The sequence below is a fragment of the Paraburkholderia sp. Ac-20340 genome (genome assembly GCF_017104965.1).
Classification (GTDB): domain Bacteria; phylum Pseudomonadota; class Gammaproteobacteria; order Burkholderiales; family Burkholderiaceae; genus Paraburkholderia.
On record NZ_JAAGPR010000044.1, the window covers coordinates 21135 to 37265 of the forward strand.

Sequence of the window (16131 nt, forward strand, 5' to 3'; positions counted from 1 at the left end):
CGCCTTGCGGCGCATCGAGCCTTATTCCGCCCAGTTCGCCCACAGCACCATCAGCACCGTCATCAGCGCGGGGCCGATAAAGATGCCGATCAGGCCAAACGTGGTCGCGCCGCCCAGGATGCCGAACAGCACGAGCAGGAAGGGCAGACGCGTCGAGTTGCCGATCAGCACGGGCCGCACGAAATGCTCGGCGACGAACACCACCACGAGGCCCGTCACCGCCACGGCCACGGCGCCCACCACCGCGCCCTGCGCCGCCAGCCACAGCGCCGCGCCGCAGAACACCAGCGGCGCGCAGAACGGCAGCATCGCCGCGATGGCCGTGATGGTGCCGAGCAACGCCGCGTGCGGCACGCCCGCGAACATGTACGCGATGCCGAGCAGCACGCCCTCGCCCAGCCCGACCACCACGAGCCCCGTCACCGTCGCGCGCACGGCGGCGGCCATGCGCTGGAGCAATTGCGCGCCATCGGCGCCGAACGCGCGGCGCGCGCCGCGCATCACCGTGCCGGAAAGCTTCGGCCCGGCCTGCAGGATCACGAACAGCGTCACCAGCATGAAGCCGAAGGTCATCGACGCATGGACCGCGCGCGCGCCGAAATGCCGCCCGAACGTGACGATGGCGTCGCCGTGCAGGTTTTTCATCGCCGGCGATGCCTTGAGCGGTTGCGTCAGATTGGCCTGCCACCAGTCGTTGACCTGGCGGCTGCCGAACGGCAGATGCGCGACGAAATCGGGCACCGGCACGCCGTTCTCCTGCGCCGTGCGCACCCACTGGTAGAGATCGTGCGCCTCGCCGCCGGCCTGGATCGCCGAGAGCGCAATCGGCAACACGACCAGCAAGGCGACAGCGACCGTCAGAACGGTCGCCAGCCACGTCGTGCGGCCCCGGAACAGGCTGTGCCGCTCGATGGCCTGATAGGCCGGCCAGAGGACGATGGCGAGCACGCTCGCCCACGCGACGGCGGGCAGGAATTCGCGCACGACCCACAGCGCGATCAGGACGAGCACGGCGTACAGCGCAGCCGAGGCGGCGCGCTGAAGTTTTTGCTCGTTTGCGGAGTTCGGAGCAGGCGGACGATGAATCATGTAACCTCGTGAAAATTCGACAAGACAGCCAGTGCGGCGCAGCAAAACCGCTGCCATCCAAGCCGCCAGCATAAGGGCGACAGACCGGAAACGCGAAGCAAGTACCAGGCCTTACGGCAGCTTTCCATCTGATTCGCATCGCCTTTCAGCGTTCCAACCCCGCTCCCATCCCGCCTTACAGGCCGATTTTCATGTCGCGCCTCGCACAACACTGCGTTGCACAAATTCGCAGGGTCGGCCTTCGATCGCCCGCAAACCCGCATTCCTTCGTTAACCCGTATATGTGCCAGATCGATTGTTGCCGTTTTTGGAATGGTGTTTCAACGGCGACACAATGGCACTTGACGCTTTAGAGGAATACATTCGCGGCAACCCCACTTACGGAGCCGACAATGAAGAAAAAAGCGTGCCTCGCGCTTGACGGAGCCAACGGTGAACGCATCGAAATCCTCGAACAAACGGATTCCGCGCTCGTGATCCGCTGGGTGGAACCCGGCCGCTGTCATTATGGCGAGCAGCGCTGGCGCCGCCGCTCGGCGCATACGTCGGGCACCTGCGCCGTGTCGCGCCGCAAGATCCGCCGCGGCGACGCTGTGTTCAAACCGGCCGAGCGCCCTGCGCCGCTGAACGCGTCGGTGATGATCGCAGCCGAAGTGTTCTGCGATCTGGTCGCCAACGTGCCGTACAGCGAAGCAGCCTGAGGCGTTCAAGAGCGCTCCATACCGTCTCAAGACGGCTCCGGCATGGCACCAGCACGGCAACATTCCGGCACATTCTGGCCAGATAGCGACTGAGCGATTAGGTGAGATTCCCGTAATAATCGCGATCCAGACGATCGCAAGCGCCTCAAGGCGACCACGGACGACTCCCTGCGCTTCAGCCGCTCGAAGGCCACCGCCACAGCCCTGGCGGCTTCAGCCGGTGACCTGCCAGCCCAGCGCCTGCCGCACCGCATCGAGCGAAATCGAGCGCCCGGCATAGCGCGCCGTCATGCCCGCGGACGCTTCGCCCAGCGCAGCCACGCGCGCGAGCACGTCGGGATCGAACGGCACGGCGCGCGGGACCTTCGGGTCCACATGCAGCAAAAGCTGCTCGCTCGCGCAGACCGGCGCCGCTTCATCGCCTGCTTCGCGATCGTCGGCGAACATCTCCAGATAGACCCGCACGCGCTTCGCGTCGTGCTCCAGCACCCGCACCTCCACCCGCAGCGGCGTGCCCTCCCGAACTTCGCGCAGATAGTTCACGTGCGCTTCCACCGTGTACATCGACCGGCCGCGCGCCTCGCGCTGCGCGGCGTCGAGCCCGATCGCGTCGAGCAACGCATCGGTCGCCAGGCTGTAGATCAGCATGTAAAAAGCGTCGCGCAGATGGCCGTTGTAATCGACCCATTCGGCGCGCACGCGGTCGCGGTAGACGACGCTGGGCGCGTGGTCGTTCATGTCTCCTCCTGACCCGGAATTCGTGCAAAGCGCTCATGCCAAGCGGCGCGGCCAGTTTACCCATTGCGCCGATGCGGGCATCGGCAAATGTGCGGGCACGCGCGCTGCCTCTGCGCTACTCTGAGCTAACGCAGCACGACCCGATCGCAAGGAACCGGCCATGGCAGAACATTCGCGTCCGCAGTCCGACTCAATGATCCCGCGCCCCGACGCGCAGCCTTTCTCGCTCGATGTGATGCTGGAAAAGTACGCGAAGGGCGACGAACGCAGCGCCGACGACATCTATCGGCGCGTCGCCCACGGCATCGCGCAGGCCGAGCCGCCCGCGCTGCGTGCGGAAATCGAGGCGCGCTTCGTCGATAACCTGCGGCACGGCGCCCTGGGCGCGGGACGCATCATGAGCGCGGCGGGCACGGGCATCGAAGCCACGCTGATCAACTGCTTCGTGCAACCCGTGGGCGACAGCATCCAGGACGTTGACGACGAAGGCCGCCCCGGCATCTACGTGGCGCTGCTGCAGGCCGCCGAAACCATGCGGCGCGGCGGCGGCGTGGGCTACAACTTCTCGGCGATCCGGCCGCACGGCGCGCTGGTGCATTCGACGGGATCGAGCGCATCCGGGCCGTGCAGCTACATCGACGTGTTCGACGCCTCGTGCCGCACCGTCGAAAGCGCGGGCGCGCGGCGCGGCGCGCAGATGGCCGTGCTCGATTGCGATCACCCGGACCTGCCCGAATTCATCGAAGCCAAGCACTCGAAGGGACGCTGGAACAACTTCAACGTCTCCGTGGCGGTGACCGACGCCTTCATGCGCGCCGTCGAAAACGACGACACCTGGCAACTGGTCCATCGCGCCGAACCCTCGCCCGCGCTGCGCGCGGCAGGCGATCTGCGCCAACGCGAAGACGGCTTCTGGATCTACGCGGAGAAACGCGCGCGCGCGATCTGGGACACGATCATGCGCTCGACTTACGATATCGCCGAGCCGGGCGTGGTGTTCATCTCGCGCATGAACGAGGACAACAATCTGCGCGCCGTCGAGCGTATCCGCGCGACCAATCCCTGCGGCGAGCAGCCCTTGCCCGCTTACGGCTGCTGCAATCTCGGGCCGCTCGATCTCACGCGTTTCGTGCGCGAACCGTTCGCCTCATTGCGCGGCGGGAAAAATGCCGCCGCTTCGTTCGACTGGGAAGGACTGGTTGCACGCACAACCACACAGGTGCGCTTTCTCGACGATGTGCTCGACGTCACGCTCTGGCCTTTGCCCGAACAGCACGCGGAAGCGATGGCCAAGCGGCGCATCGGCGTCGGCTTTACGGGCCTGGGCGATACGCTGGTTATGTTAGGTATCCGATATAACTCGGAAGAAGGCTGTGCGTTCGGCGCGCGCGTGGGCCGAACGATGCGCGACGCGGCCTATCGCGCGTCGGTCGAACTCGCGCGCGAGCGCGGCGCGTTTGCGCTCTTCGATGCGAATACCTATCTCGCGCCCGGCACCTTCGCCTCGCGCCTGCCCGAGGATCTGCAGGCGGCGATCCGCCAGCACGGCATCCGCAACAGCCATCTGCTCTCGATCGCACCAACGGGCACCGTGAGCCTCGCTTTCGCCGACAACGTTTCGAACGGCATCGAGCCGGCCTTCTCGTGGACTTACCAGCGCACGCGCCGCATGGCCGATGGCAGCCGCGAAACCTTCGCCGTGGAAGATCACGCGTGGCGCCTCTATCGCACGATGGGCGGCGACGTGAACACCCTGCCCGACTATTTCGTCAACGCGCTGCAGATGAGCGCGCAGGAACACGTGGCGATGATGGCGGCGGTGCAGCCTTTCGTCGATACCTCGATTTCGAAAACGGTGAACGTGCCCGCCGACTATCCGTTCGAGGCCTTCGAGAATCTCTATCTGGACGCGTGGCGGCGCGGGCTCAAGGGGCTCGCGACGTATCGGCCGAACGAGACGCTGGGCGCGGTGCTGCAAGTGTTGCCCACGAACGAGAACACGCCCGCCGATGCGCAAAGCGACGCGCTGCTCGATCCGCTGCGCGTGGCGATCGATCATCGGCCCAAGGGCGAGTTGCCCGCCGTGATCGAGAAAATCGAATATCTGACGCAGACGGGCAAGGTGTCGCTTTACGTGGCGGTATCGTTTCTCGAAGTGACCGGCCAGGTGGGCGGCGAAACCGTGACGATCGAGCGGCCGATCGAATTCTTCATTCCCGTGGGCCAGCGCGACGAATCGCAGCAATGGATCACGGCGACCATGCGTTCGCTGTCACTGGCCGCGCGCGGCGGTTTTGTCGCGCGCAATCTGCAGGATCTGCGCAAGGTGTCGTGGGATCGCGGGCAGGTACGCTACGGCGAAACGCAGCGGCTCGACGGCAAGCGCACGCCCTTGTGGCACGACTCGGAAGTCGCGGCGATTGCGTATGCGATCCAGCAGATTCTGCATCGGCGCGGGTTTCTCGATGCGGAGGGAAAGCAAGTGCCTTCGCGCTTGCTGGCGCAAAAGCGCGAGGCGGTTTCTTCCACGCGTTTGGCGGAAACAGTTGAAGAGTCGGCACGTGCCGGCGATCAGGTGCTGGACGGCCCGAATGCGCTGCCCGCCGATGCCACGCTCGCCACGCCTCACGCGATGTTCGGGCGTAAATGCGGTTCGTGCAGCGCGAATGCGGTGATCCGCAAGGATGGATGCGATTTTTGTACGGCGTGTGGGGAGATTGGGACGTGTGGGTGAGCGAGGTGCTCAATGCACATGCGCCGCCACCCCCGCCTCCTGCGCCGCCGCCTCGATCGCCAGCATGAGGCGCGCGAGCGCGCGCTGCCACGCGGCGCTCGTGCGTCCGCCCGGCAACGCGCGCAGCAGATCGCGCTGGATCGCATCGCGCGTCGCACCGGCAGGCAAAATATCGCCGAGACCCACCAGCGCTTCCACCAGCGGATCGCGTGCAGCCGTCGCAGCGGAATCGGCCAGCAGATCGCGCGCCGCGCCCAGCGTCGTAGCGATCATGCGCACGCGCTCCTCCCACACCACGAAGCGCGCCAGTCGCGCCAGCACGCTCGCAGCCGCCGCCGCATCGGTCGTGCGCGGCTTGCCGCCGATCCACGTCGCCAGTTCGCCCGCAGGCATCGGCCGCGCGATCACATAACCCTGTGCGCCATCCACGCCCAGAACCGCGAGCGCTTCGAGCAGATCCGCGGCATCGACGCCTTCGGCCAGCACCAGTTTGCCGAGCGAATGCCCGAGCCGCGTCACCTGATACACCACCCGCAGCGCGTCGAGCGCGGCATCGCCGCCCAGTCGCGCGCCGCCCAGATGCGCGATCTCGCGATCGATCTTGATCCAGTCGAACGGCAGTTCGCGCAGCCGCGTCAGCCCGCTATGTCCCGAACCGAGATCGTCCTGCGCGAGCAGCACGCCCAAGGCGCGAAACTTCGCGAGGATCGCCCGCTGTCCCTGATTGAGCGATAACGCTTCGTTCTCCAGAACTTCCAGCGTGAGGCGCCCGCTCGGGCACGCATATTCCGCCAGCATGTCGCGCGTCGCGTCGAAATAGCGGATGTCGTTGAGCGCAGCCGGCGGCAGATTGATCGACATCTCCAGATCGTGGCCCGCTGCGAGCCAGCGCGCGCGATCGGCAAGCGCCTGCTGCAGGCCACGCGCGAACAGTTCGAGCAGATCGTCGGAGGCCAGCGCAAAGAGGAATTCATCGGGCGTAAGCAGGCGTTCGCCGTCGTGCAGCCGCGCGAGCGCTTCCACCTTCCCGCACTCGCCGCTCGCGAGGCTCAAGAGCGGTTGATAGTGCATTTCCAGCGCGCCGGTGCGCACGAGCGCGGCCCAATGCTGGCGCACGCTCATCGGCACTGCCGCCACGTGCAGGCCATCGTGCGTCTGCAGGCGCGTCACCGCGCAGCCCAGCAGCGTCTGCAACAGCTCGACAAAGGCAACCTGATCCGGCCCGACGAAGCCGCCCGGATACGCGCTGTAAAGCATCAGGATCGCAATCGGCGTCTGTCCCGGCGCGGCCAGCGGCAGCGCCACGGCCGAGCGCAGTCCTTCGCGTTCGGCAATATCGCGCCAGCGCGCCACCAGCGGATCGGTCTGATAATTGACCACGCGCTCGGGATTGCCGCTGCGCCATGCGCGCCCCACGGCGCCCTGCCCCTGCGGATGATCGGCGCGCACGCTGATCTCGTGGCCCTGCGCCATCAGCACGTCGAGCAGGCCGTCGCCGTGCTTGCCGCCGGTTCCGCCAGTGCCGGCCTCGAAATGGAACATGCCGGCTTCATCGGGGCGGCCGATCGCACAGGCGGTCACTTCGTCGTGCGCGGCAAGTGTCGCCACGACCTGATCGATGAAATGGGTATAACTGCCCGCTTCCCAGACGATGCGCGTGATGCGCTGAAGTACGTCCTGCTGCGAGTCTTCGACGGATTGGTACGCTTTCAATTGCCAGGCGGTATCGGAGGTGAGGCGGCGCGCGTACAGAGCCAGCGCCTGGCTACTCACGTTGCGTCCGATCAGTTTGAAAATCAGTTCCTGCAGGATGCCGCGACTGCGCACCAGCTCTTCCTTGTCGAGCCCGACGATGGCGTGAATGCGGCCGATGCGCATCGCCATGTCGGCATGCGCCTTCGCGGTCAATCCAGGCTGCGCGATGGCGAGGAGATTCTGGATCTGCTTCGATTTAAGCTGGGCGAGCTCGTGCTCCGACAGCATTTCCAGAATGCGCCGGGATTTGGGCAGGCGAGCCAGCTCCTCGTAGAAACGGTTGACTACGAGATCTGCTGTGCCTTGCAAAGCCTCGATCAAAGTGTGCATTAACGCGGCTCCCGGGCGGGGAAGTCGGCCGTCCATGCGCGGCGCGCGAGGCAACGGGCGAAGCGGCTATCGAGTACAGGTCGCTCAGGTCGCCATGATACGGCATGGCCGCGCGCACGGCCGTGCCCCACCGTACATAGCGCCGTCCAGGGCGGGAAAACGCCAGGCGATGGCGGTAAAAAACGGCGCGCCGGTTGCGGCGGGAAGCGCTTTAAGGCGATCTTAAAGCGGCGTGAGCAAGGCCTCGCCTGCAAAGCAGCGCGTGGCGTTGTCGATGAAATTGCGCACCGTGGCCGCGCGCACATCGGGCGACGTGCCCGCCACGTGCGGCGTAAGCACGATGTTTTGCAGCGCGATCAGCGCCTGCGGCGGTTCCGGCTCGCCTTCGTAGACGTCGAGTCCCGCACCGCCCAGCGCGCCTTCTGTCAGCGCCGCAGCGAGCGCCGCCGTATCCACCACGCTGCCACGCGAAACGTTGACGAGGAAACCTTCTGGCCCAAGCGCATCGAGCACCGCGCGATCGACCAGATGCTGCGTGAGCGCGCCGCCGGGCGTCGCGATGACGAGGCAATCGCTCCACTGCGCCAGCGCGAGTGTTGAATCGAAATAACGCGCATTGGCATCTTCGCGCGGACGGCGGTTGTGATAACCGATCGTCATATCGAAGCCCGCTGCGCGCCGCGCAATTTTCGCGCCGATATGCCCGTAACCGACGATCCCCAGACGCCGCCCCGTGAGCGTAGGCCGCATCGGCAAGGCGTCGCGCCAGACGCCCGCGCGGCACGCGGCGTCGTATTGCGGCACCGCACGCACGGCGGCGAGCAGCAGCGCCATGGCGTGATCGGCGACGCAATCGGCGTTCACACCCGCGCCGTTGCACAGCGCAATGCCGCGCGAGCGCGCGTGATCGAGCGCGATGTTTTCGTAACCCGCGCCCAGCGCCGCCACCAGTTCGAGCGCGGGCATTGCGTCGATTTCGTCGGCGCTCAGGCCCGTGGTGCCGTTCGTGAGGACCGCACGCACCGTGCCGCCCAACTGCGCCACCGCTGCTTCGCGCTGCGTCGCGTCGGGCGCGTAGTGCACGTCGAAATGCTGCGCCAGCGCGGCAAGGTCGGCTTCGGTGAGCGGAATCAGCACAAGCAGGCGGATTTTTTCGGCGGGCACGCTGGCGTTCATATCGGCATCAATCCTCAGTCATGCGAATTATCGGCGCGCATTCGGCGAACGCTCAGGCGGCGGTGGCGTAACGCGCCACCACTTCCACGCGCGGCGCGGCGGCTTCGGCCGCGGTGCGCGCGCGACGCATTTCGTCGGCGGGACTGCAGCCGAACAGGCGCTTGAATTCGCGGCTGAACTGCGAGGCGCTCTCGTAGCCCACGCGCGTGGCCGCCGCGCTCACGTTCATGCCGTCGTGCGCGATCAGAATGCGCGCGTGGTGCAGGCGCGTGGTCTTCACGTACTGCATCGGCGAAGTCTGCGTGACGGCCTTGAAGTGCGCGTGAAACACGGCGAGGCTCATGCCCGCTTCGGCGGCCAGCGTCACCACATCCAGAACGCCGCGGTAATCGGCGTGAATGCGGCGCAGCGCCTTGGCGATACGGCCGAAGTGATGCTGATGCGTGAGCGCCGCGCGGATCGCGTCGCCCTGCTCGCCCGTCAGCACGCGGTAGCAGATCTCGCGCACGATCGCCGGGCCGAGAATGCGCGCGTCGCTCGGCTGCGCGAGCGCTTCGAGCAGACGCAGCACGGCGTTCGACAGCGGCGCGTCGAGCGGCGTGGCGTAAATGCCCACGGGTTCCGCCACGGCGCTGCCGCGCGTGTCGTCGAGCGCCATCAGCAATTCGGCGACCATGGTCAGATCGACGCGCACCGAAATCGCGAGCAGCGGCTTTTCCGGCGTCGCCTCGGTTTCGCACTCGAACGGCAGCGGCACGGACAGCACCAGATATTGCTGCGCGTCGTAGATAAAGGTCTGATCGCCGAGAAAACCGCGCTTGCGGCCCTGACAGACGATAAAAATGCTCGGCTCGTACATCACCGGCTGGCGCGGGTGCGCCTGGCTGCCGCGAAACAGGCGCACGCCTTCGATGGCGCTCTGATGCGCGCCGTCGCGTTGCGTGAGTTGCATCAGCAGATCGACGACGCGGCGCTGCATCGCGTCTTCGTTCTGGACGGCGACCGGATCGCGTTGATGACTGGGCAGGGAAACTGCTGTGGAGACCGGGCTGGCCGCAAGCGGCGCGTCGGTGGTATGTGCGTTTTTCATGACAGAAGCGCCCCTAAATTCATCGACAAAGGCGGAGAAACAGGCTTGCCAATCTATCACCGAATGCACGACTGCGCTGTTCGCCAGGAGAAACAGGCAAGTCTTCGATAGATTCAGGTATTCCCTGGGTGGGCTCCGATCCTTACGATGGGAACCCTGCCGCAACACCCGAACCGTCCAGCGCCGCCACGCGTTGCGCTGCGGTATTTGCGCTGCGTTTGTAGTGAATTTTCCGCGCTGTTTTTCAGGCAACCCAGATTCAGGAGTCACACGATATGTACCCGACCTACGGATATGCCGCTCGCGATGCTGCCTCGCCGCTCGCTCCCTTCGAATTCCAGCGCCGCGACCTGCGCGAACTCGATGTGCGTATCGACGTGCAGTTCTGCGGCGTGTGCCACTCCGACCTGCACCAGGCGCGCAACGAATGGCGCAACACGCTGTTCCCGGTCGTGCCGGGCCACGAGATCGTCGGCCGCGTCGCGGAAGTGGGCAAGGGCGTGACGCGCTACAAGGTGGGCGACCTCGTCGGCGTGGGCTGTCTCGTCGATTCGTGCCGCACCTGTTCGAGCTGCGAAGAAGGTCTCGAGCAATATTGCGAAAACGGTTTTGTCGGCACCTATAACGGCAACGACCGCGTGAGCGGCGATGTCACCTTCGGCGGTTATTCGACGCAACTCGTGGTCGACGAAGCCTTCGTGCTGCGCGTGCCGGACAACCTCGACGCCGCCGCAGCCGCGCCGCTGCTGTGCGCCGGCATCACCACGTATTCGCCGCTGCGCACGTGGGGCGCGGGCCCGGGCAAGAAGGTCGGCATCGTCGGTCTCGGCGGTCTTGGCCACATGGGCGTAAAGATCGCTCACGCGATGGGCGCGCATGTCGTGCTGTTCACCACCTCGCCTTCGAAGATCGAAGACGGCCTGCGCCTGGGCGCCGACGAAGTCGTGATTTCGAAGGACCCGGAGCAGATGGCGAAGCACGCCAACAGCTTCGACCTGATCGTCAACACGGTGGCCGCGCAGCACGATCTGAACCCGTTCATCGAACTGCTCAAGCGCGACGGCACGCTCACGCTGGTCGGCGCGCCGGAGCACGATCACCCGTCGCCGCAAGTGTTCAACCTGATCATGAAGCGCCGCCGTCTGGCGGGTTCGCTGATCGGTGGCATCGCGGAAACCCAGGAAATGCTGGACTTCTGCGGCAAGCATGGCCTCACGTCCGATATCGAAATGATCAAGATGCAGGACATCAACGACGCCTACGAGCGCATGCTCAAGAGCGACGTGAAGTACCGCTTCGTGATCGATATCGACTCGATGCGCAAGTAAGCGCGCAACCGAAGACGTAACGCCCTGCCCCGCCGGGCCGTCCATTCCGGACGGCCCGCCAGCCCCCGCTTCGAGGCCGATCTTCGCGGCCTCCCGCAGTCCCTGCGCAGTACCGCTTGTAGTCGAGCCGGCGTCCGCGTGCGCCGCCCTCCAACGAAGCACCAACCGTTCATCCACGGTCACCGCTGCCGCGCGTCGCTTTCCGCGAGACGCCGGCGTCGCGAAGCGTTTCCCGACGCAGCGCGGCTCAGCGCTTTTCCGCCGTTTCGCGCGAATGCCCAGAGGCATTCCACGGCACGGCGTTGAAATTTCGCGGAAATCGTTCCAGCCGTTTTAGCTCAGTTTTCAAGCCCGTCATTGAAGGAGCTCGCCCGTGATCGACCGCATCCAGGCGATGCGTACGTTCGTGCGCATCGTCGACACCAATAGCTTCACCAAAGCCGCGCAGTCGCTGGACATGCCGCGCGCCAGCGCCACCACGCTCATGCAGAGTCTCGAAGCGCTGCTGGGCACGCAGTTGCTCGTGCGCACCACGCGCCGCCTTTCGCTCACGCCGGAAGGCGCCGCTTACTATGAACGCGCCGCGCAAATCCTCGCCGATATCGACGACGCCGAAGCCAGCGTGCGTCAGTCGCCCGATGCCATCGGCGGGCGTTTGCGCGTGGAAATGCCGGGGCTGATCGCCAACGCGATCGTGCTGCCCGCGCTCGATGAATTCCACGCGCGTTATCCGCAGATCGATCTGGTGATCGGCGTGAGTCTGCGTAACGTCGACCTGGTCGGCGAAGGCGTGGATTGCAGCATCCAGCTCGGCGAATTGCCGGATTCGGGTTTTGCCGCGCGCCGGCTCGGCCTGCTCGAACACGTGACCTGCGCGAGTCCCGCGTATCTCGCGCGTCATGGCGCGCCCGCCTCGCTCGACGAACTCGCGCAGCATCCCGTGGTGAATTTTCTGTCGCCGCTCACGGGGCGCCCGTACGAGTTCGACTTCGAGGTGGACGGCAGTCCGACCAAGGTGAAAGTGGACGGCTTCGTGCACGTGTCCGACGAATTCGCCTATCTCACCTGCGGCTTGCAGGGTTACGGGCTCGTGCAGCCGCCGCTGCTGGCCGCACAGCAGTATCTGGACAGCGGCGCGCTGGTCGAGGTCTTGCCGCAGTGGAAGCCGCTGCCGACGCCGGTGTCGGTCGCGTTCGTGAAGTCGCGTCAGCTTGCGCCGCGCGTGCGCGTGTTTATCGACTGGCTTGCCGAGCTGTTCGAAGACGCGGGCGCGCTCAATCGCGATCTGTCGCGCGTGAGGCAGTTGCTGGGGGGATTGCAGCCGGCTTGATATCGAGCAAAGGAAAGCGGCGCGGCGGTTGCGTGCAAACCGCCGCGCCGTATCCGCTTATTCGGCCAGATTGTCTTCGACGATGCGCGTGAGCGCCATGCCGCGCCGCGCGTGGAAGCGCGCCACGGTTTCGTAGGGCAACCAGGCATCGGCCTGGTACGGCGCCACGCCCGACGGATTGTGGAACCACACGCCGCCATCGCTGCGGCCGTGCAGCAGGATCAGATGGCCGCCCTGGCTGTCGTTGGCGCGTTCGGGATAGCGGATCTCCGGGCTCACCGAAACGATCGCCAGCGTATCGGCGCTCAGTCGCGCGGCGCTCGCCTTGATGTCTTCATCGGTGATCACTTCGACGCGCACGCCGTAGGCCGATTCCGCCCACGCGGCGAACGGGTGATAGATCATGCCGTCCACGCCGCCATCGTCGCGCATGCGGTAGACGTCGTGACGCAAGGCTTCTTCGAGCATGGCCGCGCGCGGGGCGTGATCGATGCCCCAGTAATCGAGCGCGGATTCGAAGCAGGTCAAACCGCACAGGCGCTTTGCCCAGAAGCGGTATTGGTCGGCAGTCGCGAAGCCGCTCGCACGCCAGGCCGGATCGTCGCAAGGATCGATCGCGTCCTCGACGATGCGCGCCACCCACTCCGGGCTGCCCCACTGGCTGTAATACGGTACGCCAAAATGGCGGATTTCCCGCTCATGAGCGCCGGAGCGGCGCTGCCCGGCTACGTGTTCGCGCGATGCCTGCATATTGATTTCGTTCAAGCTTTCCCATCCCAATGTCGTTATGCGACCGTAATCGGCCTGAAAGGACAAACCCGAGCCCCGGCTCGTGAAATGCGCGTACAAAGTTCATTGTCGCAGACACGCGTGACGTTCGCGGGATGCGTGTCTACGGGCTTTTACCAGGCTGCGAGCGGGTGTTTGCATCGACTTGATTTGACCCTTAATGTTGTCATACAAAAGCTTGAGCGATTGTCAAATGATGCGTTTAGAATATTGTGCGCCCTTGCTCTGTCAGGATTATTCGTCCCGGCGGCGGCACTGCGGCACGCGATAATTAGCCCAATTCCGACTCCATCACCCCATTAGCAGTATGTCGAACGTTGCACACACAACCGACTCGGCCGCGGTCGCGGAGCGCGTACGCGAGCTGATGAGCCGTCATGGAATCGGCAAGCGTCAGCAGACGACCGAGCTATGCCGGATTCTCGAGCTGAGCTTTTCGCAAGGGCACCGCAAGCTGCGCGGCAACAGCCCGTGGACGCTCGCGCAGATCACCAGGGTAGCCGAAGCATTCGGCGAGCCGGCGGGCCAGTTGTTCGGCGCGCAACTGCTCGATCCCGGCATGGTGGGCGCGACCGCGCAGGATGCGCTGCTGTGCGTGAGCGCGGTGGAGCTTGCCTGTACGGCGTGGATTGGCGCGCCGGTGGAAGCGGGCACGCGCCCCGACTTCGTCGCGTACGAGAAGCAGGGCCAATGGCGCGTGGTGCGCCCGGACGGCGCGCTTTATCAGAACACGCGCGAAGTCCACAAGATCGAGATCTACCCGCGCCGCGCGGAGGCCGACAAGCCGCTGATCGCCGTGGTCGACGACGATCAGGCGTCCGCCGACAATCTGCGCGATTACCTGGAGCACAGCGGCTACGCGGCGCATGCGCTCTACGGCCTCGCGGCATTCACGCAGGCGCTCGAAAACAACGTGTTCGACGGCGTGGTGATCGACTGGCTGTTCGGCAGCCAGACCGCCGCCGAGGCGATCCGCCAGGTGCGCGCGTCCGAGAACCCGGAAGCGCCGATCTTCGTGCTGACCGGCGAACTGCTGACCGGCAAGGCCAGCGAATCGGAAATCAGCCAGGTGGTGCGCCACTACAACGTGGCCTGCTATGAGAAGCCCGCGCGTATGGCGATTCTGGTCGCCGATCTCTCCAAGCGACTGAATCGCAGCTAAACACGTCGCGCCTGAAAACCGCGGCTAGAGCGCGCGCTCATCCTGCTGCGCATGCGGCGCATTGAACGCGCGCTGCAAGGCCGCGCGCAGCACTTCGTAGTGCACGGGCTTCGGCAGCGCGTCGAAGAACGGATTCTCTGCCCGATTCTCCCTTTGAGCCGATGGTGAAAGCGCCGTGACATCGGCGCTCACGGCAATCACGCGCGGACGTTTGCGCGCCTGCGCACCCGCGCGCGCATCCAGCCCCGCCACGAACGCATAGCCATCGCGGCCCGGCATATGCAGGTCGAGCAGCACGACATCGCAAGGCGTGGCGTCGAGGCTGGCGAGCGCGCCATCCGCGTCGCTTGCGGCCAGCGCCGCGTAGCCCATATGCGCCACCATCTCGCACAGCGACTCGCGCACCAGCGGGTTGTCGTCGACGACCAGCACCTGCGGCGGCACGCTTTCCTCGCGCACCGGCGGCGCAAGCGTTTCGGCCACGGGCGGCGGCACCGCCGTGACCGGAATCGTCACCGTGAAGGTCGTGCCCTCGCCCACGCGGCTATCGGTTTCGATCGTGCCGCCGAACAGATCGACCAGCCCGCGCACGATCGCCAGCCCCATCCCCGCGCCCTCATAGCGCCGCGCACGCGACGAATCGAGCTGCGTGAATTCCTTGAAGATCAGCGGAATCTGCGCCGCCGACACCCCCGGCCCGGTATCGCTCACGCTGATCGCGAGCGCCTGCGCGCCGTGCGCACCTTCGTCGCTCGCGGCGAATTCGATACGCACCGAACCGCGCTCCGTATAGCGGATCGCGTTGGTCACGAGGTTGTTGGCGATCTGGCGGATGCGGTGCGGATCGGCCACCACGCAGCGCTGCAAACCGCGCCACGCATGATCGAACGCCAGCCCGCGCGCACGCGCCGCCTGCTCGTTTTCATCGACGATCGACTGCAGGAGTTCGCGCGGACAAAACTCCTCCTGGCGCAGTTCCAGCTTGCCCGCGCCAAGACGCGCGTAATCGGTCAGATCCTTCATCTGCGCTTCGAGCTGGCGCGCGGCCGTTTCGAGACGCTGGATCACCTTGCGGTCCGCTTCCGAATGCGAGTTGAAGCCCAGCAATTCGATCGACGAAACGATCGCATGCAGCGGCGTGCGCAACTCGTGGCTGATCATGCCGAGGAACGCGTCCTTCGCCATGCTCGCCTCGCGCGCGGCGCGGCTCGCCTGATGTTCGGCCTCCAGCGCCGCGTGCTGCTGGCGAATCAGACGCGTGCGCCGGTAGCCGTTCATCACCAGCAGCACGGCCGCCGCCGCCGACAGCATCAGCAACACCAGGCCCGCCGCGAACAGTTCGCGGCGCTTGGCGATGAAGTCGCGGCGGATCGCCTCGCGCTCGGTGACATCGGCGAAACGACGGTTGAGCGCGAGATCGGTGACGTCGGTCCAGTGCGTGTCGAGCGCGGTGAGCATCGGCACGGCGCGCTCGGGGTTTTCGGCGAGCGTGGCGATCTGCGCGTCGAACGGCGCGATGGTCGCGTCGATCACGGCGAGATCGGCTTGCTGGCGCTGCATCAGGTCGGGCATGCCCGCGAGCGTGCGCGTCGAGCCCTTCATCACGTTGAGCTTCGATTGCAGCAGTTCGTAGCGCAGCCGCACCTTGTCGAGATCGCGATCGATGCCATCGGCGTAAATCAGCAACTGGCTTTCGAAGCGCGCGTAGGCGATCTGCATCTGCGCGGCGTCCCAGTAGAGACCGTCGTAGTTGCCGGTGAGACGCTGCACGACCTTGGGATTGAGCAGATTGGCGTAGAGCAGATAGCCGACCGCCATCACCGGCGGCGCGAGCGCGACGATCCAGATCAGCACATGAAGAAAGCGCCGCAGCGGACGATGCATCATCGTCGAACTCATCGATGTAAAA

At 65.7% G+C, this 16131-nt stretch carries 12 protein-coding genes; 5 read left to right on the top strand and 7 right to left on the bottom strand.

The window, feature by feature from the left end; translation table 11 throughout:
* Positions 1-21: 21 nt before the first annotated feature.
* On the bottom strand, positions 22-1089 hold the full coding sequence (locus tag G3N59_RS33335) for an AI-2E family transporter (protein ID WP_205987095.1): 1068 nt from the start codon (positions 1087-1089) through the stop codon (positions 22-24).
* A 392-nt stretch (positions 1090-1481) separates the two neighbouring features.
* Here G3N59_RS33335 and G3N59_RS33340 point away from each other — a divergent pair, with 392 nt between their 5' ends.
* Positions 1482-1790: a DUF3331 domain-containing protein gene (locus G3N59_RS33340; protein ID WP_205987096.1), complete on the top strand. Its 309-nt coding sequence runs from the start codon at positions 1482-1484 to the stop codon at positions 1788-1790.
* 213 nt (positions 1791-2003) lie between these two features.
* On the opposite strand, the gene G3N59_RS33345 is transcribed toward G3N59_RS33340, so the two are convergent.
* Positions 2004-2528: a thioesterase family protein gene (locus G3N59_RS33345; RefSeq protein ID WP_205987097.1), complete on the bottom strand. Its 525-nt coding sequence runs from the start codon at positions 2526-2528 to the stop codon at positions 2004-2006.
* Positions 2529-2688: 160 nt separating this feature from the next.
* Here G3N59_RS33345 and G3N59_RS33350 point away from each other — a divergent pair, with 160 nt between their 5' ends.
* On the top strand, positions 2689-5262 hold the full coding sequence (locus G3N59_RS33350; protein ID WP_205987098.1) for an adenosylcobalamin-dependent ribonucleoside-diphosphate reductase: 2574 nt from the start codon (positions 2689-2691) through the stop codon (positions 5260-5262).
* 9 nt (positions 5263-5271) lie between these two features.
* Here G3N59_RS33350 and G3N59_RS33355 read toward each other — a convergent pair whose 3' ends face one another.
* The 3 genes from G3N59_RS33355 to G3N59_RS33365 all read right to left on the bottom strand — a co-directional run bounded on the left by G3N59_RS33355 (position 5272) and on the right by G3N59_RS33365 (position 9502).
* Positions 5272-7347, bottom strand: a complete 2076-nt coding sequence (locus G3N59_RS33355; protein WP_205987099.1) for an EAL domain-containing protein — start codon at positions 7345-7347, stop codon at positions 5272-5274.
* A 222-nt stretch (positions 7348-7569) separates the two neighbouring features.
* Complete coding sequence (locus G3N59_RS33360) at positions 7570-8523, bottom strand: 2-hydroxyacid dehydrogenase (RefSeq protein WP_205987100.1); 954 nt, start codon at positions 8521-8523, stop codon at positions 7570-7572.
* A gap of 52 nt (positions 8524-8575) precedes the next feature.
* Positions 8576-9502, bottom strand: coding sequence for an AraC family transcriptional regulator (locus G3N59_RS33365; protein ID WP_241024711.1), 927 nt, complete (start codon positions 9500-9502; stop codon positions 8576-8578).
* 386 nt (positions 9503-9888) lie between these two features.
* On the opposite strand from G3N59_RS33365, the gene G3N59_RS33370 reads away from it, so the two are divergent.
* Both G3N59_RS33370 and G3N59_RS33375 read left to right on the top strand, forming a co-directional pair.
* Positions 9889-10941 (top strand): NAD(P)-dependent alcohol dehydrogenase, encoded by a 1053-nt coding sequence (locus G3N59_RS33370; protein ID WP_205987102.1) that lies wholly within the window; start codon positions 9889-9891, stop codon positions 10939-10941.
* Positions 10942-11314: 373 nt separating this feature from the next.
* On the top strand, positions 11315-12271 hold the full coding sequence (locus G3N59_RS33375) for a LysR family transcriptional regulator (protein WP_205987103.1): 957 nt from the start codon (positions 11315-11317) through the stop codon (positions 12269-12271).
* Between the two features lie 57 nt (positions 12272-12328).
* On the opposite strand, the gene G3N59_RS33380 is transcribed toward G3N59_RS33375, so the two are convergent.
* Positions 12329-13021, bottom strand: a complete 693-nt coding sequence (locus G3N59_RS33380) for a C39 family peptidase (RefSeq protein WP_205987123.1) — start codon at positions 13019-13021, stop codon at positions 12329-12331.
* Between the two features lie 346 nt (positions 13022-13367).
* On the opposite strand from G3N59_RS33380, the gene G3N59_RS33385 reads away from it, so the two are divergent.
* Positions 13368-14222, top strand: a complete 855-nt coding sequence (locus G3N59_RS33385; protein ID WP_205987104.1) for a helix-turn-helix domain-containing protein — start codon at positions 13368-13370, stop codon at positions 14220-14222.
* 24 nt (positions 14223-14246) lie between these two features.
* Here the strand turns inward: G3N59_RS33385 and G3N59_RS33390 are convergent, their stop codons facing one another.
* On the bottom strand, positions 14247-16121 hold the full coding sequence (locus G3N59_RS33390) for an ATP-binding protein (protein ID WP_241024704.1): 1875 nt from the start codon (positions 16119-16121) through the stop codon (positions 14247-14249).
* Positions 16122-16131: the final 10 nt, after the last annotated feature.